The organism is Roseibium sp. LAB1 (assembly GCF_054658235.1).
The window spans coordinates 1,306,737-1,330,279 of the sequence record NZ_BAAGIB010000001.1 but is presented as its reverse complement, the minus strand read 5'-3'; the positions used below and the strand labels follow the sequence as shown (position 1 = coordinate 1,330,279).

The window sequence follows — 23,543 nt, the reverse complement described above, 5'->3', positions numbered from 1 at the left end:
AAGGGCACTCAGGACGTGTGCCCCAGCACATAGACGGTAGCGATGTAGGCACAATAGGCTGTGGTCATGACCGCGCCGGACACACGGCCGAGACAGATGCGCATTCCGGCCAGGATTGTCAGAAGAATTGCACAGGCCAGCATCACCCAGATGTCCAGTTTCAGCACTTCCTGCGGCACGTCGATCGGCACGATGACGGCGGTGATGCCGATGATGGCAAGCAGGTTGAAGACATTGGAGCCGATGACGTTACCGATGGCGACGGCGCCATGCTGGCGTATGGCGGCCATGACGGTGGTGGCAAGTTCCGGCAGGGACGTGCCGAGCGCGATGACAGTCAGGCCGATGACGGCTTCACTGACGCCCCAGGAAGTTGCGATTGACGTTGCACCGCTGATCGTGAAATGCGCGCCGAGCGGCAGGCCGACCAAGCCGAGCAGAATATAGGCAAGCGCGATCCAGACGGAATCGGGAACGTCCTCGACCTCGTCCAAGGCGTTGTCGTCGTCCAGCTGGATCTCGGCAGCGGCCGCACCCGCAGATGCGGCGGCAATGGCTTTTTGTTCTTTCCTGTGCTTCTGCGCCATCATGGTGGAAGCAGCAAGGAAGACACCCAGCAGAGCCAGAAGAATGAGCCCTGCGGTCAGGCCGATGGGTGTGAAGAAACAAAGCGCCATGAAAACAATTGTGACGGCGACCATGAACAGCGCATTGCGCGTCGCGCCGGTTTCGCCGCATGGCGTTGCCGCGATCAGCGCGGGCATGCCGAGCACCAGAAGCACATTGGCGATATTGGATCCGACCACGTTGCCGATGGCGATGCCGCCGGCGCCTTCCAGGGCGGCTTTCAGGGAAATGACCAGCTCGGGGGCGGATGTGCCGAAGGCGACGATGGTCAGGCCGATGACTAGATTGGGAATTCCGAGACGCTGCGCAATACCAACCGAACCCCTGACCAAGACATCGCCTGCGATAATCAGAACAACAAGTCCGCCAGCGAGGCTGATGTAGTCAAAGAGCATTTACGAAATTCCGGTTCGGGTCGGTTTCAATCGTTGAAGGCGGTTTCATTCTGGCGGCGCCAAAGTTCAACTTGGCGCCTTATACGCAATAGATTGGTGAGGGGAAAGCCGCGGACAAGGATCTTTCTACCGGCCAAATGGGGTTGCTGAATGCAAATTGCAATTGTTTTTACAAGTCTTTCATCCTGTCAGAATGTTGCCTCCATTTGTCATCAAAACTCCCCATTCTCAATCCTGATCCGCCACAAACGATCCCCATATCTCATTACTGGGGGAGAGTGAGGACGCGGCTTAATACCCGTCCAACTCGCAAATGGCCGGCAATTTCCGGCCAAAGCACTAATGGATAATGTGGATCTGGAGTACTCAAATGAAACGTCTTGCACTTGCTGGCATGGCCCTGACAGCCGCGACGGCCGCATCGGCGCCGGTCCTGGCTGCGGATCTGCCGCAGTCGCCGGCACCGGCCTATGAGGCGGTTCCGGCTCCGCAGCAAAGCATCGATTGGACCGGCCTTTACGTCGGTGGCAATCTCGGCTGGGCTTTTGGTCATTTCGACAACAAGGCCGGCAACAACACCGGGCTCGGCACCAATGCCAATGGCATCGCCGGCGGTCTTTACACCGGTTACAACTTCCAGGTAACGCCGAACGTCGTCGTTGGCGCGGAAGCTGACTTCAGCCTGACCGACCTGGAAAAATCCAAGTCCAACAGCGGCCTGACCCTTCGGTCCAAGTCCGACTGGAACTCCAACTTCCGCGGCCGTATCGGTTACGCGTTCGACCGTTACCTGGTCTACGGTGCCGGCGGTCTGGCGATTGCCGACCTGGAAGTTTCCGGCAATGGCGACACCGACAGCAAAACGGCTCTCGGTTGGACCCTTGGCGCCGGTGGCGAAGCAGCCATCACCAACAACATCAGCGCCAAGCTGGAATACGTCTACCAGGATTTCGGCGAACAGGACTTCAATCTGAACGGAACGGGTGTGAGCTCGGATTTCAACAATTCGCAGGTTCGCATGGGTATTGGCTACAAGTTCTAAGCCTGACATCGTCCCGATACGGAAAACCCGGTACCGAAAGGTGCCGGGTTTTTTCTTGCCTGGGTTCGGGGCTCTGCAGTGGGCTGCGGCAAAGCGAAGCGGCTGACGGGCGGATAAGCCGGCGGGCTGCGGGAACCGAAACAAGTGGTTACAAGCTTTTCTGAATTTCGCCCCAGTAGCGTGATAGTTAAAGGACATGACGTTAAGTGCCGGTGCCCGGGGACGTGCCTTCTCGCCCCCTAATCCGGCCTTCAGGTGGAGAGGCGAATGCGGTTTGTGATGCGCGGACTTGTCGGTCTGGCATTGATGGCAATCATGATCGGGTTTGCCGGCTTTGGCGGCTACCGTCTCTATAGCGCGATGACGGCCGAAGAGACCGCACAGCGCCGGCCCGCCAGTGAACGCAGCTATTCGGTCAATGTCGCCGAGCTGGCACCACGAACTGTGGCGCCGGTCACGACCGCCTATGGCCAGGTGGAAAGCTGGCGAACGCTGGAGCTGAGGGCAAGCTCCGAAGGCAGACTAGTTGAAGTTGCTTCCAAGTTCCGCGATGGGGCTGCTGTCGCCAAGGGCGAACTGCTGCTCAGGATCGATCCGGCCAATGCGGAGTTCCTGGTGCTGGACGCGGAAGCGGCGCTCGCCGACGCCGAGGCCCAGAAGGCGGAAGCCACGGAAGCAATTGTCGGGGCGGAGCAGGAGCTGGAAGCCGCCCGGCGCCAGCTTGACCTGCGCAAACAGGCGCTGGAACGCCAGCAGCAACTGAGGGACAAGGGCTATTCCACGGCCGTGCAGGTTGAAACGGAAGAACTGGCAGTCGCCTCACTTGAACAATCGCTCAGCAACCGCCTGCAATCGGTCATCACGGCGCGCAAACGTGTCGAGCGCATGGAGCTGACAGTCAAGCGCGCCAGGCTCGCTCTGGACGACGCCAGGCGCACCCTTGAGGAAATCACGCTGACAGCACCGTTCAGCGGTTACCTGTCGGAGGTCAACGCAACGCTGGGACGCCGGGTCGGTTCTTCCGAAACCCTTGCTCTTTTGATCGATCCGGCGGCGCTGGAGGTCAGGTTCTCGTTGTCGACCGACGAATTCTCCCGGCTGCTGGATGCCAGCGGCACCCTCATCAAGGCCCCCGTCACAGTGATCCTGCAATTGGGTGGACGGTCCATCGAGGTGCCGGGCTCGATCGACAGGGCAGCGGCTGTCGTTTCCGAGGGCGAAGCCGGGCGAACGCTGTTTGCGATGCTGGATCTTGAGCCCGGCACAGTTCTGCGGCCCGGCGATTTCGTGAAAGTGGAGGTTCAGGAACCGGAGCTGACCCGCGTTGCGCTGGTGCCTTCTTCAGCGGTGACGGAAGACGGCCGCATGCTGATTGTCGGCGACGGCGAGCGGATCGAGGAAATCAAGGCGACGATCCTGCGCCGGATGGGCAATGAAGTGATTGTGGCCAATGTTCCCTTCGGCGCCGATTATGTGCGCGAGCGCCTGCCGCAACTCGGCACCGGGGTGAAGGTGTCGCCAAGGCGCGGCAACGACGCGCCGGAAGCTCCCCTGGCGGACAAACCGGCAACAGTGCAGGCACCGGAGGCGGGGGAAACACGCCTTTCCGGTGATCTTGTGGCGCTTGAACCGGAGCGGCGCGCGGCCCTGATCGATCAGTTGAACAGGTCGGACATGCCGGAAACCCGCAAGGCCAGGTTGCTTGCCCTTCTGAACAAGCCGATGGTGCCGAAAGAGCTGATCGAACGTCTGGAGCATGGGAGCGGCAGCAGCGGCTGAGGCCGCGCGGTCTCGTGTCTTTTCCGGCCTGATATCCTGATTGGAGTGTTCCGACATGCGTTCTCCTGGCGGATCGCAATTTGCCTCGCTGCTGGACTACATGGTCCGGCACCGGACAGCGGCCAACCTGCTGCTGGCCATGATGCTGATCAGCGGTTTCGCAGCCTCGACGCAGATCCGGACGCAGTTCTTTCCCGATTTTGTGCGCGAGGAAGTGGACGTCGTCGTCAACTGGTCCGGCGCCGGGCCTGAGGATCTCGACCGGGCCGTGGTCGAAATTCTAGGGCCGCAGTTGCTTGCCATCAACGGCGTCGACGAAGCCACATCCATTGCGCGTGAGGGCAGGGCCAGCATCGAACTGGAGTTCGAGGACGGCTGGGACATGAGCCAGGCAACCGACGAGGTGAAAGCCGCCGTCGACCAGGCCCGCTCCAGTCTTCCCGAAGGAATCGACGAGCCGGTTGTCACCCGCAGCGTCTACTCCGACCGTGTGACCGACGTCGTCATGTATGGTCCGGTCAATATCGACCAGCTTGCCCGCTTTGCCGAGGATCTTCAGACCGCGTTTTTCCGCCAGGGGGTCACACGGGTCACCATTCGCGGGCTGGAAGACCCGATCATCCGGGTCAATGTCGGCGAGAACATGCTGGTGCGTCACGGCCTGACGCTTGCCGAGATTGCCGACATCGTGTCGGCGGAGATGGAAACGACGCCCGCGGGCGATGTCGGCGGCAGTTCCGCGCGGCTCCGCACCGGCCAGACCCGGCGCAGCGAGCAGGAACTGGGTGAAATCGTCCTGAAAGCCCCTTCGCAAGGGGAAAAGCTCCAGCTGCGCTCGGTTGCCGACATTGTTACCGAAGGGGTGGAAAGCGGCCGGGCCTATTATCACAAGGGCATGCCGGCGGTCGTTCTCAGGGTCAACCGCAGTGCCCAGGGCGACACCATCGAGATCCAGCGGGCGGTCGAACGCATCACGGCGGAGTTCCAGCACACGCTTCCGGAAGGTGTCGTCGTTCAACTGACCAACACCCGTTCCCAGGCGATCATCGACCGGCTGGATATCCTGGTCGAAAACGGCATCTTCGGGCTAGCCCTGGTGCTTTTGTTCCTGTTTCTGTTCCTGTCGGCCAGAACTGCCTTCTGGGTGGCGGCCGGCATTCCGGTGGCGATGGCCGCCACAATCGGGCTGATGTATGTGTTCGGGATCACCCTGAACATGATCTCGGTGTTCGCGCTGATCATCTGTCTCGGCATCGTCGTGGATGATGCCATCGTGGTGGGCGAGCACGCCGACTTCCTGCACCGGCGCGGCTATTCGCCGGCGGAAGCCGCCAGCCTTGCCGCAAGGCGGATGACGGCACCGGTGTTTTGCGCGTCCATCACCACGCTGATTGCCTTTGTCGGGCTGGTGGCCATCGGCGGGCGCTTCGGCAGCCTTGTGGCCGATATTCCCTTTACCGTGTCGGTGGTGCTGATTGCCAGCCTTGTGGAATCCTTCCTCATCCTGCCGGCCCACATGAACCACGCGCTGAAGGCCAGCAAGAAGAAGCACTGGTTCGATCTGCCCAACCGCCTGTTCAACCGGGGCTTCGTCTGGTTTCGGGAAAAGCTGTTCCGCAGGTTTATCGCCTGGGTGATCGCCGTCCGCTATCCGGCGATCGGCTTCGCGCTGATGATCCTGGCGCTGTCCCTGACACTGGTTTTCGACAAGTCCGTCCGCTGGCGGTTCTTCAACGCGCCGGAGCGGGCCGTGGTCTCCGCCAGCATCGCCATGACGCCGGGGGCCAAGCGCGACGACACCAAGGCCATGATCGCCGAAATGGAACGGGCACTGGATGTGGTCAACCAGCGCTATGACGAGAAGTACGGCGCGGCCCCGGTCATCTTTGCGCTCTCAACAGTCGGCGCGACGGCCGGACGCGGCCTTATGGGCGCGGACACAAAGGATGTCGATCAGCTCGGCGGCATTTCCATAGAACTGCTCGACCCCGATCTTCGGCCGTATTCGGCCTATCAGTTCATCGGCGACTGGCAGGAGGAAATCACAAGGCCGCCGCTTCTGGAAACGCTGTCCCTGCGCGGCGAGCACTCAGGCCCGGGCGGCGATGCCATCGACGTCAAGCTCTACGGAAATTCCACGGACAACCTGAAGGCCGCCGCCGAAAGCCTCAAACAGTCACTGGCTGCCATGGAAGGGGTCAGCGGGCTGGAGGATACGCTGGCCTATGACAAGCCGGAACTGAGCCTGACGCTGACACCGCGCGGCGAAGCCCTCGGCTTCACCACGGAGGAAATCGCCCGTATTCTGCGCAACCGGCTGGAAGGCATCGAGGTTGCCGAGTTCCCTGTCGGACGCAGGACCGCGACGGTCAAGGTGCTGCTGCCGGACGAGGAGACGGATGCCGCGTTTCTCTACACCACGCGGGTGCGCACCGACGCTGATACATATGTTTCCCTGAGCGAGATCGTCAGCATCGACAGCAGCTACGGTTTTGCGTCGGTCCGCCGCAGCGACGGCCTGCGCACGCTGCGCGTTTTCGGCGATGTTTCGGAGGACAATCCGGAAGCCGCCGCCCGCGTGACGGAGGTGCTCCAGAACGAGCTTCTGCCGCAGCTTGCCGCCGATTTTGACGTTGAAAGCGAGATGAGCGGGCTGGCGGAACAGGAACGCTCGTTCCTGTCCGACGCCCTGATAGGTTTTGCCCTGTGCCTGGCCGGTATTTACCTGGTGCTGTGCTGGATTTTCGAATCCTGGACCCGGCCGCTGATGATCATGATCATCATTCCGTTCGGCTGCGTCGGCATGATCTGGGGGCACTACCTGCACGGCATTCCGCTGTCGATGTTCTCCGTGGTCGGCTTCATCGGCATGGCGGGCATCATCATCAACGACAGCATCGTGCTGGTGACCACAATTGACGAATACGCCAGGGACCATCCGTTCCGCCAGGCGGTGGTGAACGGCGTCTGCGACCGGCTGCGGGCCGTGGTGCTGACCACGGCCACGACGGTTTTCGGCCTTGCGCCGCTTCTGTTCGAAACCAGCCGGCAGGCGCAATTCCTGCTGCCGACGGTGGTTACACTGGCCTATGGGTTGGGTGTCGGCCTGCTTCTGGTGATCCTGCTGGTGCCCGCCCTCCTGGCAGTGCAGAAGGATTTCGGACAGGCGCTTACCAGCGGCAGGCGTCTGCTCAAACTTCGCGGGCGGGTACCGCTCTCGGGCGGCCGGGTCTGACAACAAGGCAGGCGAAGAGCCTCAGTCCAGCGCCTTTGGTCTTTACCGGTATTCCTGCCGCCCCGCTATCACCGGGCCGATGGTTTCAGGTCATCGGGTCTCGATCTCTTCTGGAGAAACCGAGGGCCGGGTTTTCGGTCGCCGTGAGTGTCGGACTTGCCGTGGATGAGGGAGTGACCTGTAGGCCTGAAATGGGGCGGATGGAGACGGATTTGTTTGGGGGGTGAAAGATGGGTGGCGGTTGTAAGTCCTTGAAAAATGTTATTTTTCGCCTCTCTGATGTCCGTTCCTGATCGAATGTTTCCGGCACCGGATCCGGTCTTTTTTGACGTGGGTCGCCGTTTCCTTTTTGGTACCAACTCCGCGAAGAACAGGAGTTTAATCACTTTGTTCAGATTGCCTTAACCATCGCGTTTGAAACCCATCCCCGCTCATTGTTTCCCACAACCAGTGGCGGTGGACGTCACACAATTTCCCCTATTCGCAGTGTCTGTTTTCCGCATGTGGGATGAGGAGTGATCGATGGTCGAGAAGTACGCCAGGACTGGCTACCCTTCTTTGGTGTTGGCCGTATGCGGTTTCGTTGCTGTCGGAGGTATGGTGGCAGTTCTTAGCGCCTGGTCTTTCGTCGGTCAGCGGCTCAAGGAAAGCCGTGACGCAGCACTCGCGGAAGCCGTCGCGGTCAGGGTCAGTGGAGTTGGCCTCGATTTTTCCCGAGAACTCTATCAGGATTGGCGTAATCTTCGGGTTATTGCAGTGGAGATGGCCGGACGAGGCCAGCCAACCGTCAGAACAGCGCTCGACATGGTTGTGGCCGACAAGGAAAGAATCTCCTGGGCGGGCCTTGCTTCGGTTGATGGGACCGTCAAGACGGCGTCCTCAGGGATGCTGGAAGGAGCCGATGTTTCTTCTCGTCCCTGGTTCCTGAACGGGCTTGAAAAGGATTTTGCCGGTGATGTTCATCCGGCGGTTCTGTTGGCGGAGATGTTGCCACCAGTCGACAATGAGCCGAGGCGCTTTCTCGACATGGCTACACCCGTCACCGACGAGTTCGGGGAGGTCGAAGGAGTGCTGGCCTTCCACATCAATCATCACTGGGTCGAGCGATATCTGACAGAGTCGGCTCATTCATTGGGGCTTGACGTCTATGTCGTCGACCGGACAGGAAATATCGTCGCAAGAACAGACGGTCTTTCCGAGCCGATCGACAAATTGCAGAGTTTCCGCGCTGCGATGGCCGGAGCGCGACAGACCTCAGTCGAGAAATGGCCGGATGGCGTGACTTATTTCACGACGGTCGTTCCATCGCTCGGTTACGCTGATCTGCCGACCTTCGGCTGGAGCATGATTGCCCGCATCAACAACGATGCTCACCGGATCAACGAATTCGCGAGTCTGTTCATCGTCTACTTCCTGACCCTCGGTGTTGTTCTCGCAGCTCTCACGGCCTTGTTCATCCTGATTTTTGTTCGCCCCTTCGGCAAGTTGGCAAAGTCGGCCAGGGCAGTCATGCGCGGTGAAGACATTTATCCGTTTGAAGCGAACTCCACCGCTGAAGCGAGGGTGTTGAGTGCGGCGATTGCAAGATTGCAGAATGAAATGCAGTCATAGGTATTGATCACGGTACTGCAGGTCTTCGGGCAGACCGTCGCTCCCGTCATCGATGCGGCGCTGACAATCTTTGCGCAAGATCGCCAAGCAACGCTCTGTAACGGGTCTTGGTTACGCCAGGTGCCTCTCCGGTCGTATAGAACCGGCGCAGCAAGGCTTCGTGCTGTTCGGGTTCCGGCTCCAGAAGGAGGCGGGCGCCATCGTCATCCGGCATTGTCACGACAGCTTTGACGATACCGACACCGTCAATCTCGATCTGGACAGGCATATCGTCAGATATCGCCGTACCACGTATCCTGACAGAGTTCTGTGTCAGCCCCACAATCCAGACCCGCTTCTTTCCGGTGGCCGAATGGAGGATTGCTCTCTCGGGCTTGTCCTGAAAATGAATTTCCCGCCTTGGAAGCTCCACGCAAACGATCATCGTCACGCCCAGGACGATCAGGTTATAGAACGTCCAGAACATGATGACGAGTTTGGCTTCACCGGCATCAGCGTATGCAAATGTGTCGGAGATGATTCCGAGCAACATGCCGACTAGCGTCAATATGAAGAATGTGCCGAAGAGGGCAATCAATCGCCATTGCACCACCACCCGGCTGCGATCGCCTCCTTTCGCAGTCACGGAAAAAGGGTGCCCTCTCGGAAAGAACAATCCAGTGAACGCTGCCCTGGTAATCGGCACCGCACCAAGCAACTGGCTGATGTCGTTGACGATGGGAACGACCAGACCTCCGGACACGAAGTTCAAGGTGATTAGGATCCACAGGTAGTAGGTGCCGAAATAGCGCAGCACTTCCTGCAGGGTCGCATCGACGACCATGATGTTGAAGTACCAGTAGAGCAGAGGATAGACGAGGATCGCGATCCGAAACGGAAAGTTTGTTGTCCAATAAAGCACGCTGTCAATGACGCTCCAACGGTCAGTCAGGTGTAAGCGATTGTCGGAAAAGGGGCCAAACCGGCTTCGGGCGATCTGCATCATGCCGAGACACCACCTGGCGCGCTGACTGATGTATTCCTTGAGCCCCTCTGGAGCGAGGCCCTCCGACAAGGCTTCATTCAGGTAGACGGTCTTGAACCCAGCGTCCTTCAGACAAAGCGTCAAAAGGAAGTCCTCGGTGATGCTCTCTGTCGAAAACCAGCCGATCTTTCGCAGCGCGGACCATCGGATGACGGAAGAGGTTCCGCAACAAAAGGCGATGCCCCAGGCATCCCGGGACGGCTGGAGGTAGTCGAAGAAAAAACGTTGTTCGTCAGGATATGACCGGCTGAGCCCAAGATTGTGCTGGATCGGGTCCGCGTTGAAGAAGTGCTGCGGTGTCTGAACCAGTCCCACCGTGTCGTCCTTCAGGAGGGCGATAGTTCTTTGCAGGAAATTGCTGTGAGGGACGAAATCTGCATCGAGAACGGCGATGAAGGCCGGCGCCGTACCTTCCGCATTCATCTGGCGGAGGGCATGGTTCATATTACCTGCCTTGGCGCCCGAGTTTTCGGGGCGGCTGACGTAGGTAACACCTTGAGAAATGCAGTATTCCTTCAGCCATTCGCGCCTGCTGTCGTCTAGCACATGAACGCTGAAATCCGGGTAGTCGAGCGCTAGAACCCCAATGATCGTGCGTTCGAGCACGTCCCTGTCTTCGTTGTAAGTGGGAATGAGAACAGCGACCTGAGGGGCGGGGGCGGGATGCCACCAGTCTCGATTTCGGTCTGCCTCCAGCTTGCGGTCGCGATGCCGCGACAGGATGAGAAACGCGCTGAGCGATGACAGGCAAGCAGCGCACTCAATCGCGAAAAATGACCAGCTTGCGAGGCAATCCACTGTCAGGTCCATCGGCGCAAGCGTGTAAGTTGCGCGCCAATATAGATATCTTGCGGTCAGGATGGCGCAGACGGAAAATAAGAGTGACCTGTGCCACGTCTTCTGCTGCGAGAACAACACTGGAACGAGCATTCCTGCCGCCAGCACAAGGTTGAGCTGTACGATGCTGGAGACGGTGTCGCTGAGATAGAGGACCGGAAACATCTTACAGCCAGAAGTTACGCAGGAAATCGAGCGGTCTTGCCTCGAAGAAAACCCTGCCGGTCCTTCCTATTGCGCATGCCAGTTCCGGATCGTTCCGAATAGCAGGAACGACCAGGGTTACATCGAAACGCTGCAAATGCCGTTCGCTGGGAGCAACGGCAAGGTTTCTATAAATCGTTTCTGCTCCGGATCCGGCCAGACGCGTGATCGTGCCCGCAAGAACCTTGTTGTCGTTGCTAACGCGAAACTTGGCAAGGTTCCCGATCTTGAGACGGTTGTAGACGGATTCAGCGACGCTCAGTGTGACGATCGTTGAGGTGCAATTCACCAGGCGCATCAGGGGTTCGCCCCGCTCAACCGACTCGCCGTTTGCTGTGAGCACTTCCCAAACGGTTCCGTTGACGTTCGAAACCAGTTTTGAGGAGGCCAGCCGATTTACTCGCAATCGCTCGATGGTGATACGATTGTCCAGAGCCTTGGCCTTCGCCTTTTCCGCATTGAGTAAAGCCTGGTTTTCCGACAGATCGAGCGTCAATTCCGAAATGCGTTGTTCGGAATAGGGGGCATCATTGTAACCACCGCCCAGAAATGTTCCGTTTCGAGCAGCCCGCAGTTCGATTTCGACAACAGCTGCCCTCTGGCGCGCGCTTTCGAGGTCCTGGGTTGCGACTCTTTGTGTCGCTCTTATCCGTTCGAAGGAGGAGGAAGTCTCCAATCCTCGATCAGTCAACTGCTTTGAACGCTGGAAAGCGGCCTGAGCCTCATCTCCCCTGGCTTCGGCGGCACCAATTTCCGAGGTGAGGGCACGCAGTTCCGCTTCAAGTTGCAAGATCCGCTGTTCCTGGTAGCGGATCGATCTCGCCTTCAGGTCATTTATCGCCTGTTCGAGTGCGGCAATCACGCTCGATAGCCGCTCGATTTCAGCTGTTGTGAACGCTTTTTCACGGATCATGTCATTGAGATGGATGTTGTCTACCAGGGGATCGTCGATCGACCCGAGCTGTTCGCCTTCCGCGACGCTCGACCCCAGCAGGCGGTGCTGCAACGTCAGCCGGCCCGCCGTTGGGGCCCGAACTGTTGATAGCCTGGCATTTATGACGGCATCTGCGCTGGCGCCGGACAGCTGTTCGCCAACAATGACAAATCCCGCGGCGACGATAACAAGTCCAGCAAGCAACAGTCTCAAAATCCGCATCGGACCTCGCACGTGTGTCGATCAAGAATGCATGCCCCCACGCGAAACCTCCTGTATCGCGCGAAGCGTGTAAAGAGAGCTTCTTCGCCTTAGTTAACGGACCAATGTTTTTGTTGTTTTTCAAAAGTATTTAACCAAACGCTTGCTTTTGATTTGGTGTTATTGAGAAATGAATTCAATTCATCGTTGCGATTAAGTGGTAAAAACTAAATAATATTTTTGCTTATTCAGTTTTCTTATTTATTTAAAACAATAAATATTCATGAGAATCTAACTTTTGGATTGAGAAATATTTAAGTCTACGGACTGAGAGAGGGTTGAGTTCCGTCTGTCTGGTCAAGTTTACTGAAATTTCTCAGTTGTGATTCGCACTCTCTCCTGCCCGAAACTGCGTCCTCAGATCTCAGGTGAGGGAAAATCGTCCTGCAGCTTGTCGGAATACCTGTCTTCGAAAATGTGCAGCCCTGTGTGGCGGATGGTGGTCTGGCAGTCGAGCCAGAGGGTGCCGCCGCAACCTTGCATCCAACGCAGGCTGAAGCTCTGGTCCCGGTGCAGGAACAGCCGGCCGTCCGATCGTTGCCGACCCGCCGTCTTCAGCACCGCCTCCACTCGCATCGAAGCTCTGCACGGGAAAGCCACCCTTGTTACCGCCGGAACTGTGCACTGGGCCAGGGCCGAGCTGGGAGGCGCCGATTAAGGCTCTTGTCGAGATAAGGATCGGTGCCGGTGTAGTCGGACACGGTCACCGGCTGCCGGGTGAAGGGGCATGTGACTTCCCACGTCTGAATTTGTCAGACCCATGGCCGGGTGCAAAGAGGGTATTGGCATTCGGAACCGGGATGCCTACGGCTGAACAAAAAAAGCCAGCCCGGCGTCAGGCAGGGCTGGCTGATTGCGCGGAACTGCGTTCAGGCGACTACTGCAGCAGGGCCGGAGCGTTGTCCGGAACAGGTGCCGCGGGCACCTTGGTGTCGGTGAAGGCGGGAACGGCTGTTTCGAAAGCGTCAAGCCAGGCCACAAGCTTCGGATGGGTCTGGCGCCATTCTCCGGCAAAGCGGATGTCCAGATAGCCGAGCGCGCAGGCCAGTGTCAGCGTTCCGGCATTGACGTCAGCGCCGGTCTCGGGCGCTGCTGGCGTATTGTCTTCAAAGTGTTTCAGGCCGCGTTCCATCTTGGCCGCCTGATAGGCGTCCCAGGCCGGGTCCCGGTACTTCTGCTCCTTGAAGCGCTTCTCGTAGACCCGGAGAATGGCCGCATCCATGATGCCGTCCGCCAGCGTCTGATCGCGCAGAACCGGAAAACGGGCTTCGCCTGCCGGAAACAGCTTGTCGCCGCCGGCCAGGAAATCGAGATACTCCAGAATGACGGAGCTATCGTAGAGGACATCGCCATTGTCCAGCACCAGTGCCGGGATCTTGCCGAGCGGGTTCTGGCTGCGCAGGCTGTCGGATGGATCGGCGGTGTTTGCGTCTTCGATCTCGACCTTGCCCTTGAGGCCGAGAATGGACAGGGCGAGCTTCACCTTGCGGCCGAAGGGGGAAGGGGGAGACGAGCGAAGTTTCATCATGGGCCGAACTCCTGAAGGAAAAAGGCGGGTGGGGTGTCGATAATGTTCAGCGGGCGCCGGGAGGGGGCACAGACAGGCTGCCTGCGCGGCAGCCGGACCTGTCGACCTCGCGGCAGGCACGGAAATCCAGATCCCTGGTCAGGCAGATGCGGACTTCCTCAAGTTCGCCCCGATCACAGGTGACGGCAAGCCCGTCCGCCTTGAGGCCCGGATTGGCCAGGCGAAAGGCTTTTTCCACGGTGTCGGGGGCGGCCTTGCCGCGTCTGTCGAGCGTTCGGAAGGCGCCGGGAATTCTGATCTTGTCGAAGGCCTTGCGGGTGAGGTCGAAATAGTCCTCCGGCGTCAGGCCGGAGCAGGTGCCGTGCTTGCGCCACTCATGGAAGACCAGATTGTGGCTGGGCATGATGTCTTCCATGGAGACGGCAATCTGGCGGTCAATGCGTTGCGGTGTGCCGGGGCAGCTTTCCGGAAATCCACGTTCATATTGCGGCCACAAGCCATGCACCACGAAGCGAAACGGGTTGGAGACGTCACATTGATGCGGATTGGCGTCCGCGCCTTCCTGCTTGCAGTAGGTCGGCGACCAGGACAGGGCGAGGACGTAGAAATCGAATTTTCCGGGTTGATCGGCCCGGGCAGGCAGGCTCAGAAACCCGACCAGCAGGCAGGCGGACAGTCTACCGAAACGGCCTAGCAGCGCCATAGATCAACCTTCTTGGGGACTGGCGGAGCCTCAGTGCGGGCGCGCCGTGCTGCAATGGGCGCCATAGACCCGCCACTTGTCGAGCGGAGCCAGGCAGGCCTCCACGTTCCAGCTCAGCCCGACGAAGCCGGCATGCTCTTCCACCATGTAGTGAACCGCCTGAACGGAACCGTCCGACAGGCTCGCGGTGCCCTTGCAGTAGCGGCGCTCGATCGGGCTGACGTCGTTACCGCTGCTGTTGACTTCGCTGATACCGTCGATGCTCAGGATGGTACGGCCGTCGTAATAGTCCTTGCGGGCCCGGGCGACTTTACCGGCCACGGCACTTTGAACGGATGCGGCCGTGCAGTCCGGCAGGCGCTTGTCGGAACCAAATGAGAAATAGACACGGTCGTCGTCCGCGGCGGCCGGCGCAGCCAGGCTTGCACAAAAGGCCAGGGCTGACAGGGTCAAACAGACAGAACGGGCAATACGCACGGCATGAACTCCGGAAAGCAAACTGTGAAGGAGACGATGGGGGAGCCGGGTCGGAAGGTCAAGGTTCGATCCCGGTAAAAGTGTCACTGCGGGGGCTTTATTCGCTGATCAGCTGCGTCACGTTCCAGCTTGCGCCGGGGCCCTGATGCAGCACATCGCACAGCCAGGGCAGAACCAGGCGCATGTCCTGCGCCAGCGTGTAGGGCGCGTTGACAAGCGTCATGCCCGACCCGAGCATTCTGGTATCCGGACCGCTCTTGCCCACATTGAGGTCGAGTGTCAGGACATCCCGCAGCCCGGCATCGGCGAAATCTTCATGCATGCGCCGGATCGCTCGTGCGTCCTTCATCGGATACCACAGTGCATAGGTACCGCCTGCCCATTTCCTGTAGGCCTTCATCACTGCCTCGGTCATGCGGGAAAACTCGTCCGTCACCTCGTAGGCAGGATCAATCAGCACAAGTCCGCGTTTTTCCTTGGGCGGCAGAAAGCTGCCCATCGCGAGCCAGCCGTCCAGGTGGATGGTCTTCACTTGATGATCGCCGGCGAACCGGTCTGCAAGTGTCTTGAAGTCCGCGGGATGCAGTTCCGTCAGCGTGAGGCGGTCCTGCTTGCGCATCAACTGCCGGGCAACCATGGGAGATCCGGGATAGGCTTTCAGACCGCCGTCTTCATTCAGCGCCCGCACAGCCTCCAGCCAGGGGGCGAGGAGTTCGGCCACCGCAGGCGGGCAATCGGCCTCAAGCACCTTGCCGACGCCCAATTGCCATTCACCGGTCTTTTGCATCTCCTGCGAATTGAGATCGTAGAGCCCGATGCCGGCATGGGTGTCGAGGATGCGGAAGGCTTTTTCCTTGCGCTGAAAATAGGCGATCAGGCGGGCCAGCACGACGTGTTTGAGGACGTCGCCGATATTGCCCGCGTGATAGGCATGGCGGTAATTCATTCGGACTGGTTTCCCGAAGCCGGTTCAGCCTCGCGTTTGAAGAAGACGACCGCCTTGTCGCCATGGTCGGCCTTGCCGATTTCCCTGAAGCCGAGCCGGCTGTGGAACCGCATCGAGCCCGGGTTGGCCGGCCGTTCGTTCACTTCACAGACGAAAACACGTCCGCTGCCGGCAAACCGTTCAAACAAGGCGCCGTAAAGCGCGTCACCTATCTTCTTGCCCCGAAGGGTCTCGTCGACACAGATCCGGTCGGTGTAGGCAAAGTTTGAAAGGCGTTCGCTCAGCCAGTGATAGTTCCGGCTGTCGTAATCGGTGCCGTCGCCAAGGCACAGCAGGAAGCCGGATGGAACGTCGTCGACCACGGCAACGAGACAGATCAGGGCTGAATTGACGAGGTCGAGCAGCTCCTCGGCGGTCAGTTCGTTTACGGCCGGTACGGCGGCATTGTTCAGCGGAAGCAGCGCGCCGAGGTCGCCCGGCAGGAAAGGTCGGATGGTCAGGGTATCTGATGAAACGGCAAGCATTGGGCACCACGGAGAAATTCGGACCCGCCTTATAGTGGCTTCGGCGGGCTGTGAAAAGATGTCTGCTGGTTCCCCTGGTTGCCGGAACAGCGGACGATCAGTTCGACCGGGGTTTCTCCGCAACGGGTCGGGGGAGGCAACGCCGGTATGATCTGGGAAAAGAATGTGGGCGCAGCAAGGCTGCGCCCACTTGCATCATACTCTCGCAATCCTGTTTGGCAGGAACTGGAGAAGCTTATTCTTCGGCTGGAGCGCCGTCGTCTTCCTGAGGCGCGTCACCTTCTTCGAGCGCCTGCAGGTTGACCGCTTTCGGTCCCTTGCCACGGCGATCCGGTTCGGTCTCGAAGGAGACGCGCTGTCCGCTGTCCAGGCCGGCAAAACCGGATCGTTCGACCGCAGAAATGTGCACGAACACATCCGCATCGCCTTCGTCCGGAGTAATGAAGCCGAAGCCCTTGTCGTTCTTGAAGAACTTCACAGTGCCAGACTGACGCGGTCCACGCTCGACCGGAGGCATGTCCCGCCGCGGGCGCTGTTGACGGAAGCCACCGTCGCCTTCGCCACCTTCGCGCGGGGCACCACCGCCGTATCCACCACGGCCACCACCGCCGTAGCCGCCTTCACGGCCACCGCCACCAGCGCCGCCGCCGTATCCGCCACGACCGCCGCCGTAACCGCCACCTTCGCGGCCACCACCGCCGTAACCGCCGCCTTCACGACCGCCACCGCCGTAACCGCCGCCGCCGCCGCCATAGCCGCCGCCTTCGCGTCCGCCACCGCCGTAGCCACCACGGCCACCGCCGCCGTAACCACCACCTTCGCGGTCGCCGCCACCGCCGTAACCACCACGGCCGCCGCCACCGCCATCACGGTTGCCGTAACCGCCGCGACCGCCGCCATAGCCGCCTTCCTTGTTGTCGTCGCGGCCGTAGCCGCCACCAAAATCATTGTCGCGTCCGCCGCGGTAGCCACCATCCCGGCCGCCGCCATAGAAGTCACCACCGAACTCGCTTCCGCCAAAATCACTGCCGAAGTCTTGCGGACCGCCAAACTCGCGCTTGCCGCCGCGCCGACCACGCGACCGCCGGTCCGAATCACCATCGTGCATTACCGAATCACCTTAATTGTTGCGCCCTTTCGGCACATAACGACCAACCTCACCCGCCTTCACAGTCGAGTCACCACACTCAGGCGCACTTCGTGCGTCTGATCAACATTCTTGGATCGGGCTGAAACAAACCTGCCGCATCCCTCTCCAGCCGCTGCGTTATCATCATAAGGGCGGGAGAGGCAAAATCGCAAGAAAATCCTTGGTGCAGGCCCTAATTCGAGGCGTTTTTAGGCGGCCAGGTGTTTGACCAATTGGACAAGTCAGGTTCCGTGCCGTCACATGTTTTCCTGGCCGCTTCCTCAAGCAGCACGAGGCCGGTTCCGTTCCAGACCCAGCGGTTCCAGAGACCGCACTCGCCAACGCCCGAGCCCTTGAAGTAACTCACTAGGTGCTGATCGGCCGGAATCCATCTGGCGTTGTAGATGAGGTCGGTTGCTACCGGACCCTTTTCCGACATACGGGCGACATGAACCTGTCGGGCCGCGCCGTCCTTGCCGGAGAGAACAGCCACATAAGGGCTGTTGTATGCGGTTGGAGCCCCGCATGGGATGATGTAGAGCGCAGCACTGTCGGCAAGTGGCACACGTACGGCATTCAGACTGGCGAAGATGGTCGGGTCGATTTCGGAGCAGAGGCGGTTGGCGGACCACACAGCGGCCACTTCCGGCGGGAGCTGGTCGGCGCTCATCAACGGAATGGCGTGGGGGGCGTCCCTGGCAGGTTCGTCGCCGGGGGAGACAATGGCCGCGACCGTGCCGGTGCGGTCCTGGCGGTTGTCGAGCCAGAGCAGGCTGGATTTGAGGCCAAGCAGGGAGACAGGCACGGCCACGGGGTCGGCTCCGGTGGCAGCGGGCAGGCGGATGGTCAGTTCCTTGCCCTGGCGCATGGCGTCAAGCAGCGTGGTGGTTGCCGGGCCTGTCGGGTACCAGAAACCTTCTCCGCCAAGCGGACGGAAGCCTGCAGGCGGATTGACGGCAGGCTGCATCTCGCGCAGCTGTTCGATTGGGAGAGCCTCGATCGGGGCGCCGTCCACCTCGAACTTGAGCGTGCCGTCCTTGGGAAGTTCGGTGTTGGTGGTTACCCGCACGAGCGGCTGGGCCTCGGCCTGCCAGTCGCGCACGATACGCACATCGACCCACACCGATTGGCTGCGGGTGAAGGAGGAGGCAAAGCACACGCCTGTATTGCCGCAATCGACCGTCCAGCTTTCGAAGCTGGGCGTCGTCCGGCCAGGCTGCGCCATGCCGTGCGAAGCGCTTGTAAGCGCTACGGCGACAGTCATCAGCAATGTCAACAGTCGTGGCGTCATCAGCTCCGGCGATCCGAATATGCTTGGCGTCTTCCAACAGGTCCATACATCTTGTACGAAATGCACGCGGCCAGGTGAAGCCGCGATTGATCAGAAACACGACACCGGATGGTGTTGTCCCGTATTTGTTACAATGGGCCGTGCGAGGCCGCTGTTAAAGGAGGCTGCCATGGCGCAAGACAATACGAATTCCGGCGAAGCCGGGAACAATGACGACGACATGCCGCCGATCCAGGTCATGGTGATAGCCGTGACGCCGTTCCAGCAGAACTGTTCGCTCATCTGGGACCCGTCAACCATGCGCGGAACGGTGATCGATCCGGGCGGCGATGTCGACAAGATACTGGCGGCCGTCAAGAAGCAGGGCGTCAAGGTTGAGAAGATCGTCCTCACCCACGGGCATATCGACCATGTCGGCGGCGCCGCAGATCTTGCCGAGGCGCTTCAGGTGCCGGTGGAAGGTCCGCATGAGGCCGACCAACCTCTGATCGACAGGGTTGCCGACCAGGCGGTGCAATTCGGTGTCGAGGGAGTCAAGCCCGTGATGCCGGACCGCTGGATGGTGGAAGGCGATCAGGTGGAAATCGCGGGCCGGCTGTTCGATGTGCTGCATTGCCCCGGCCATTCGCCCGGCCACCTGGTTTTTGTCGACAAGGAGCTGCGTTTCGCGATTTCCGGTGATGTGCTGTTTGCAGGCTCCATCGGCCGGACGGACTTGCCGGGTGGTGATCATGCAACCCTGATCAAGTCGATCCGTGAGAAGATGCTTCCGCTTGGCGACGATGTCGCGTTCCTGCCGGGGCATGGCCAGGCCTCGACCATCGGCCATGAGCGCGAGACCAATCCGTTCCTGACGTGAGGACCAGAACCAGGCAGCCCGTCCTGGGTAGGTGACTTGAAGCAGAAGCCTGCGGACGTTCGGCCTTTATGCCTGGACGTCCGCTCAGGAGACATGACCTGTCAGAGCAGGGCTCTCAGGTCGTCGATGCGGTCGTTGACCAGCCAGCCGTAATAGTTTTCCTGTGGCCAGCCTTTTCCGCTGCGGCGAAACTTTGCCGCCCGGCCCCAGGGATCGCCGAGATTATAGAGCGTTGCGGTCAGGCCGGGGTTCTTCGAAATGTCGACCTTGCCGACCGACTTGTACGCGGAAATGGAGTCCTTGATGATCGCGGCCATGTAGTGCAGCGAGATGTTCGGATCCATGGTCGCCTTGTAGACCGCTTCTGAATCGGCGGCTGTCAGCTTGCGGAAGTTGCTTGTCTTGGCAACCCGGTCGGTCATCTTGAGCACGGTGAGCGGGCTCAGCTGACCAAGGCCGAAGCTCTGGCCGGAATAGAGCGGCTGAAAGAATGCTTCGTTGAAGTTCTTTTTCGGATAACGAACGCCGTCGACGGAACGGCCCCGGAACTTGCTGTTCCAGACGTTCTCGTAGCAGGACCAGCGCCGGTCCGAGCTTTTCTGAATGTGATCCTTGCGGCATCGGTCGAACTGGGGACGCTCTACGAAGGTGTCGACATGCTCGCCGTTCAGCTCGAAGTCGAAGCGGATGCCGGCATAGGCCAGGGCCTTCACGTAATAGGACTGGGCGCTGTCGAGCGTGTCATAGTTGTAGGTGTGCTCGCCGACGATGGCGCCGATGATATGGATCGGGTCGATGCCGTAGCGAGCGGACACCCGCTTGATGGATCCCATCAGGCGGCGGTCACGCCGCAGCACGGCCAGCACCTTGTCGAACTTGGCGTCATAGGAAGATTTCGAAGCCGAGGTGCGGCGCGAGGATGCATAGGGGATCTTCGGCTGGCTCTTGAACCGGTTCCCTTCCGGAACGACCCGCACCGATTGGGCTTGCGCTGTCGTGGTTGCTGCCAGAGGCAGCGCCAGCGGCGCCAGGAGGAGGCCCAAAAGCAGACATCCTGTCACCAGTCTGGAAATTCGGCCGCGATGACGGGTCTTCCTGCACACCATAATTTTTCTGCGCCTGGCTTTATCTTGTGTTTCTCGCCGACCAGATACGGTCATGCCGGCAAGCCCCAGCTGTTTCACATAGCTCGCCGGATGCGACTGTAAATAACTCATCTTGCAAAAAGCCCCCAGAAAAAACCACCGCAGCCGCGAATATGCAACTGGTTCCTGTCTCTAGGGCAGGGACATCAACAAAGAAGTGATGCCGGTCACAGCCGGGTGGTTTGTCAGGTGGACGGCGCTGAACGAAATGCCGCCGCAGGCCCCATGCGCAGGCGGACCGCCTTCGGCACGGCCAGGAAATCGTAGAACGCCCGGTGCTGCCGCAGGCCGCACAGTTCACGCTGAATGGTGACATGCCAGAGCGCTTCACCGGCTTCGGCAAGCCGGTTTTGCAGCGTATCGGCGTCCGTATCAGGTGTTTCCTCAGCCAGCTTCAGATCCTTGAGAGCCTTTTCCAGCTTATTGGTGAGCCGGGAAAGCGTTGAGGCTTTCTCGTTGAGAACCTCGTTCTCGAGCGCAGCGGCAAGCGGATCCTTGTCGGTGGGTCTGGTCAGTTGAGGTGGGCGTACAGTCATGAGGTCAGGTGCAGTTAGGGCAACTGCACGCAGGGTCACACGGTGCCTGTCTCCAAAGCAAGGTCTTTTTCGGTCACAGATGGACGCGGTAACGGACCGGGTGGCCCGGTGGTCTGGCCCCAGCCGGAGCGGATGGAAGTTCGGCCCCAGGGCACGGTGTCAGGTCGGTCCGTTTCTCGGGAATTAGTCAATTCAACCGTAACTTTTAGGTGCTACCTACCCAGCTTCATACGCATTTATACGGATCATCCCGACCATGTTTAATGTGCTTGGCTGTATCGTTTATCAGCACAATATCGCGCTTGTGGGGCTCGCCGCTCTCGTTTGCCTGTTCGGGTCGGCGGTTACATTGCGGCTCTTGCGGCGCGGTGTGCGTGCGCAGGGCACGCAGCGCCTCGGCTGGCAGTTTCTGGCCGCGGTTGCCGGTGGCGGTGGGGTCTGGACAACACATTTCGTCGCGATGCTGGCGTTTGAACCGGAGGCACCCGTGTCGTTCGACCCGGCCTTGACGCTCATTTCGCTGGTGATCGCAATCGTCGGACTGTTTGTCAGTTTTGTCGTCAGTGGACTTGGAGCCGGAAAGATCCTGACCGGTGTTGGCGGTGCTCTTGCCGGTATTTCCTTTGCGGCGATGCATTACACCGGAATGTTCGCCTACCGTATCGTCGGTCTTGTCGAGTGGCAGTTCGGTTACATCGTCGCGTCCGTCCTGCTTTCTGTTGTCTTTTCCGCTGTCGCGGTCACACTGATCTGGCGCAGCTATCTGGGGTCACGACGGTACTGGGTTTCGGTTGCCCTCATGGTGACGGGGATCGTGAGCCTGCATTTCACCGGCATGACCGCGTTTCGGATCATTCCGATGTCCCAGAACTTTACGGAGGTCGATAGCGGGGCAGCTCTCGCGCTTGCGCTGGCGATTGCCGTTGTTGCGCTCCTGGTTGTCGGCACGGGGCTGACGAGTTTTCTGATCGACAACAATGTACGGGCGATATCCAAGCGGCAGCTTCATCATGTTGCCGCGCATGATGCGCTCACGGGCCTGCCAAACCGGACGAGTTTCCAGAGACAGCTTGCGAGAAATCTGGAAGGTTATTTCAATGCCGGCAAAAAGCTGGCGGTGATCGGGATCGACCTGAACCGCTTCAAGGAGATCAACGACACTTTCGGCCACGCCGCAGGCGACGAGGTTCTGCGCATACTGGCCCGGCGGATGGAGCAGATCCTGCGTGAGGATGAATTTATCGCCCGTCTTGGCGGCGACGAGTTCGCGGCGATCAAGCCGTTCATCGACAAGGATGAAATCCTGGCCTTCGCGAAACGGATCGAAGGTGTGTTCAGCCGTCCGATCGAGATCGGCGTCATGGACGGCATCGTCGGAGCAAGCCTCGGGGCGGCGATCTGGCCTGACGACGCCCGGACGCCGGACGAACTGGTCAACAATGCCGACCTTGCCATGTATCACGCCAAGCATGCGTTTCTTGAGACAATCTGTTTTTACGATGCCAATATCGGTGCAACGGTTCGCAATCGGCGGCAACTTGCGGAAGACCTGAGACGGGCGCTGGAACGGGGCGAACTCGAGATCCACTATCAGGTGCAGATGTCGCTGAATGCCAGTCAGGGCATTCGGGGGTACGAGGCGCTGCTGCGGTGGACCCATCCTGTGCTCGGCCCGATTTCGCCTGCCGAGTTCATTCCGATCGCCGAAGAAAACGGCCTGATCGCATCCCTCGGCGCATGGGTGCTCAACAAGGCCTGCGAGGACGCGTCGCGCTGGGAACCGGCCTACCGGGTCGCGGTGAACGTCTCCGCCGTGCAGTTCATGGACACCAACCTGCCACGGCTTGTGCACGAGGCCCTGGTGAAAACCGGACTTTCGCCGCACCGCCTGGAACTTGAATTGACGGAAACTGCCCTTGTGAAAGACAAGGCCCGTTCGCTCCACATCATGCGCCAGATCAAGGACCTGGGCGTCGGTCTTGCCCTGGATGATTTCGGCACCGGCTATTCCTCGCTGGAAACCTTGCGGACTTTCCCGTTCGACAAGATCAAGCTCGACAAGGCGTTTGTCGGGGAAATGGAGCAGGATCGGCAGTCAAAGGCGATCGTGCGTGCCGTGCTTGCGCTGGGAAAGAGCCTGGATATTCCGGTCCTTGCGGAGGGGATAGAGACGGAAGAGCAGATGGAAATCCTGCAGCAGGAAGGCTGCGACGAAGGCCAGGGTTTCTTCCTGGGGCGGCCGTCTCAGGTCCATCGTCTCATTCAGCACGGTGGCCCCGTGCAGAGCCATCCTCGCCATCCATCAGAAACGCCGTACAGCAAAGGACCGTCTGAAAGCGAAGCTTCTGACGAAGACGGCGATCTTGCCTCCCTCCGTGTGCCTATTGGCGCAGGCGGATGAGGCCGCCACAGGGGGGAGCGGAGCGTTGCCGACGGCAGCGTTTGGATTTTTCCAG

At 59.9% G+C, this 23,543-nt stretch carries 19 protein-coding genes; 6 read left to right on the top strand and 13 right to left on the bottom strand.

Annotated features, from left to right (window positions below; genetic code table 11):
• Nucleotides 1-8 precede the first annotated feature (8 nt).
• Nucleotides 9-1,022, bottom strand: coding sequence for a calcium/sodium antiporter (locus tag ACYQ54_RS06300; RefSeq protein WP_460080341.1), 1,014 nt, complete (start codon nt 1,020-1,022; stop codon nt 9-11).
• A gap of 370 nt (nt 1,023-1,392) precedes the next feature.
• Between ACYQ54_RS06300 and ACYQ54_RS06295 the strand changes: the two genes are divergently transcribed.
• From ACYQ54_RS06295 to ACYQ54_RS06280, 4 genes are all read left to right on the top strand, one after another.
• Entirely contained in the window at nt 1,393-2,064 is a 672-nt protein-coding gene (locus ACYQ54_RS06295; protein ID WP_460080339.1) for an outer membrane protein, read from the top strand.
• Nucleotides 2,065-2,331: 267 nt separating this feature from the next.
• A complete protein-coding gene (locus ACYQ54_RS06290) occupies nt 2,332-3,843 on the top strand; it encodes an efflux RND transporter periplasmic adaptor subunit (protein WP_460080337.1) in 1,512 nt (503 codons plus the stop codon).
• Between the two features lie 55 nt (nt 3,844-3,898).
• Entirely contained in the window at nt 3,899-7,078 is a 3,180-nt protein-coding gene (locus tag ACYQ54_RS06285) for an efflux RND transporter permease subunit (protein WP_460080335.1), read from the top strand.
• Between the two features lie 600 nt (nt 7,079-7,678).
• Nucleotides 7,679-8,689 (top strand): cache domain-containing protein, encoded by a 1,011-nt coding sequence (locus tag ACYQ54_RS06280; protein WP_460080333.1) that lies wholly within the window; start codon nt 7,679-7,681, stop codon nt 8,687-8,689.
• Nucleotides 8,690-8,735: 46 nt separating this feature from the next.
• On the opposite strand, the gene ACYQ54_RS06275 is transcribed toward ACYQ54_RS06280, so the two are convergent.
• The 10 genes from ACYQ54_RS06275 to ACYQ54_RS06230 all read right to left on the bottom strand — a co-directional run bounded on the left by ACYQ54_RS06275 (nt 8,736) and on the right by ACYQ54_RS06230 (nt 18,520).
• Nucleotides 8,736-10,715 carry a glycosyltransferase family 2 protein gene (locus ACYQ54_RS06275; RefSeq protein WP_460080331.1) on the bottom strand — a complete coding sequence of 660 codons (1,980 nt, stop codon included), beginning with the start codon at nt 10,713-10,715 and terminating at the stop codon, nt 8,736-8,738.
• A gap of 1 nt (nt 10,716) precedes the next feature.
• A complete protein-coding gene (locus ACYQ54_RS06270) occupies nt 10,717-11,910 on the bottom strand; it encodes an HlyD family secretion protein (RefSeq protein ID WP_460080329.1) in 1,194 nt (397 codons plus the stop codon).
• Between the two features lie 396 nt (nt 11,911-12,306).
• A complete protein-coding gene (locus tag ACYQ54_RS06265; RefSeq protein ID WP_460080328.1) occupies nt 12,307-12,525 on the bottom strand; it encodes a hypothetical protein in 219 nt (72 codons plus the stop codon).
• Between the two features lie 301 nt (nt 12,526-12,826).
• The gene (locus ACYQ54_RS06260; protein WP_460080326.1) at nt 12,827-13,477 is read right to left on the bottom strand and encodes a glutathione S-transferase family protein; all 651 of its coding nucleotides are present in this window, start codon (nt 13,475-13,477) and stop codon (nt 12,827-12,829) included.
• A gap of 46 nt (nt 13,478-13,523) precedes the next feature.
• Nucleotides 13,524-14,180 carry a ribonuclease T2 family protein gene (locus tag ACYQ54_RS06255; protein ID WP_460080323.1) on the bottom strand — a complete coding sequence of 219 codons (657 nt, stop codon included), beginning with the start codon at nt 14,178-14,180 and terminating at the stop codon, nt 13,524-13,526.
• 30 nt (nt 14,181-14,210) lie between these two features.
• Nucleotides 14,211-14,657, bottom strand: coding sequence for a cytoplasmic protein (locus tag ACYQ54_RS06250; protein WP_460080321.1), 447 nt, complete (start codon nt 14,655-14,657; stop codon nt 14,211-14,213).
• 97 nt (nt 14,658-14,754) lie between these two features.
• Nucleotides 14,755-15,603: a 23S rRNA (adenine(2030)-N(6))-methyltransferase RlmJ gene (locus tag ACYQ54_RS06245; protein WP_460080319.1), complete on the bottom strand. Its 849-nt coding sequence runs from the start codon at nt 15,601-15,603 to the stop codon at nt 14,755-14,757.
• Nucleotides 15,600-16,127 carry a GNAT family N-acetyltransferase gene (locus ACYQ54_RS06240; RefSeq protein ID WP_460080318.1) on the bottom strand — a complete coding sequence of 176 codons (528 nt, stop codon included), beginning with the start codon at nt 16,125-16,127 and terminating at the stop codon, nt 15,600-15,602. The genes ACYQ54_RS06245 and ACYQ54_RS06240 overlap by 4 nt, the downstream gene beginning before the upstream one ends.
• Nucleotides 16,128-16,362: 235 nt before the next feature.
• The gene (locus ACYQ54_RS06235) at nt 16,363-16,644 is read right to left on the bottom strand and encodes a cold-shock protein (protein WP_460081690.1); all 282 of its coding nucleotides are present in this window, start codon (nt 16,642-16,644) and stop codon (nt 16,363-16,365) included.
• An 805-nt stretch (nt 16,645-17,449) separates the two neighbouring features.
• Nucleotides 17,450-18,520, bottom strand: coding sequence for a DUF1176 domain-containing protein (locus ACYQ54_RS06230; protein WP_460080315.1), 1,071 nt, complete (start codon nt 18,518-18,520; stop codon nt 17,450-17,452).
• A gap of 196 nt (nt 18,521-18,716) precedes the next feature.
• On the opposite strand from ACYQ54_RS06230, the gene ACYQ54_RS06225 reads away from it, so the two are divergent.
• Nucleotides 18,717-19,406: an MBL fold metallo-hydrolase gene (locus tag ACYQ54_RS06225; protein WP_460080314.1), complete on the top strand. Its 690-nt coding sequence runs from the start codon at nt 18,717-18,719 to the stop codon at nt 19,404-19,406.
• 101 nt (nt 19,407-19,507) lie between these two features.
• Here ACYQ54_RS06225 and ACYQ54_RS06220 read toward each other — a convergent pair whose 3' ends face one another.
• Both ACYQ54_RS06220 and ACYQ54_RS06215 read right to left on the bottom strand, forming a co-directional pair.
• Entirely contained in the window at nt 19,508-20,512 is a 1,005-nt protein-coding gene (locus tag ACYQ54_RS06220; RefSeq protein WP_460080312.1) for a DUF1402 family protein, read from the bottom strand.
• A gap of 224 nt (nt 20,513-20,736) precedes the next feature.
• Entirely contained in the window at nt 20,737-21,126 is a 390-nt protein-coding gene (locus ACYQ54_RS06215) for a DUF6665 family protein (RefSeq protein WP_460080311.1), read from the bottom strand.
• 217 nt (nt 21,127-21,343) lie between these two features.
• Here ACYQ54_RS06215 and ACYQ54_RS06210 point away from each other — a divergent pair, with 217 nt between their 5' ends.
• Nucleotides 21,344-23,488, top strand: a complete 2,145-nt coding sequence (locus tag ACYQ54_RS06210; RefSeq protein ID WP_460080309.1) for a putative bifunctional diguanylate cyclase/phosphodiesterase — start codon at nt 21,344-21,346, stop codon at nt 23,486-23,488.
• Nucleotides 23,489-23,543 lie beyond the last annotated feature (55 nt).

Bases quoted from the DNA above. Each gene is read 5' to 3' on its own strand.
- ACYQ54_RS06300 (WP_460080341.1), bottom strand. From the start codon at position 1,022: ATGCTCTTTGACTACATCAGCCTCGCTGGCGGACTTGTTGTTCTGATT.
- ACYQ54_RS06295 (WP_460080339.1), top strand. From the start codon at position 1,393: ATGAAACGTCTTGCACTTGCTGGCATGGCCCTGACAGCCGCGACGGCC.
- ACYQ54_RS06290 (WP_460080337.1), top strand. From the start codon at position 2,332: ATGCGGTTTGTGATGCGCGGACTTGTCGGTCTGGCATTGATGGCAATC.
- ACYQ54_RS06285 (WP_460080335.1), top strand. From the start codon at position 3,899: ATGCGTTCTCCTGGCGGATCGCAATTTGCCTCGCTGCTGGACTACATG.
- ACYQ54_RS06275 (WP_460080331.1), bottom strand. From the start codon at position 10,715: ATGTTTCCGGTCCTCTATCTCAGCGACACCGTCTCCAGCATCGTACAG.
- ACYQ54_RS06270 (WP_460080329.1), bottom strand. From the start codon at position 11,910: ATGCGGATTTTGAGACTGTTGCTTGCTGGACTTGTTATCGTCGCCGCG.
- ACYQ54_RS06265 (WP_460080328.1), bottom strand. From the start codon at position 12,525: ATGCGAGTGGAGGCGGTGCTGAAGACGGCGGGTCGGCAACGATCGGAC.
- ACYQ54_RS06260 (WP_460080326.1), bottom strand. From the start codon at position 13,477: ATGATGAAACTTCGCTCGTCTCCCCCTTCCCCCTTCGGCCGCAAGGTG.
- ACYQ54_RS06255 (WP_460080323.1), bottom strand. From the start codon at position 14,180: ATGGCGCTGCTAGGCCGTTTCGGTAGACTGTCCGCCTGCCTGCTGGTC.
- ACYQ54_RS06245 (WP_460080319.1), bottom strand. From the start codon at position 15,603: ATGAATTACCGCCATGCCTATCACGCGGGCAATATCGGCGACGTCCTC.
- ACYQ54_RS06240 (WP_460080318.1), bottom strand. From the start codon at position 16,127: ATGCTTGCCGTTTCATCAGATACCCTGACCATCCGACCTTTCCTGCCG.
- ACYQ54_RS06235 (WP_460081690.1), bottom strand. From the start codon at position 16,644: ATGCCTCCGGTCGAGCGTGGACCGCGTCAGTCTGGCACTGTGAAGTTC.
- ACYQ54_RS06230 (WP_460080315.1), bottom strand. From the start codon at position 18,520: ATGACTGTCGCCGTAGCGCTTACAAGCGCTTCGCACGGCATGGCGCAG.
- ACYQ54_RS06225 (WP_460080314.1), top strand. From the start codon at position 18,717: ATGGCGCAAGACAATACGAATTCCGGCGAAGCCGGGAACAATGACGAC.
- ACYQ54_RS06220 (WP_460080312.1), bottom strand. From the start codon at position 20,512: ATGGTGTGCAGGAAGACCCGTCATCGCGGCCGAATTTCCAGACTGGTG.
- ACYQ54_RS06210 (WP_460080309.1), top strand. From the start codon at position 21,344: ATGTTTAATGTGCTTGGCTGTATCGTTTATCAGCACAATATCGCGCTT.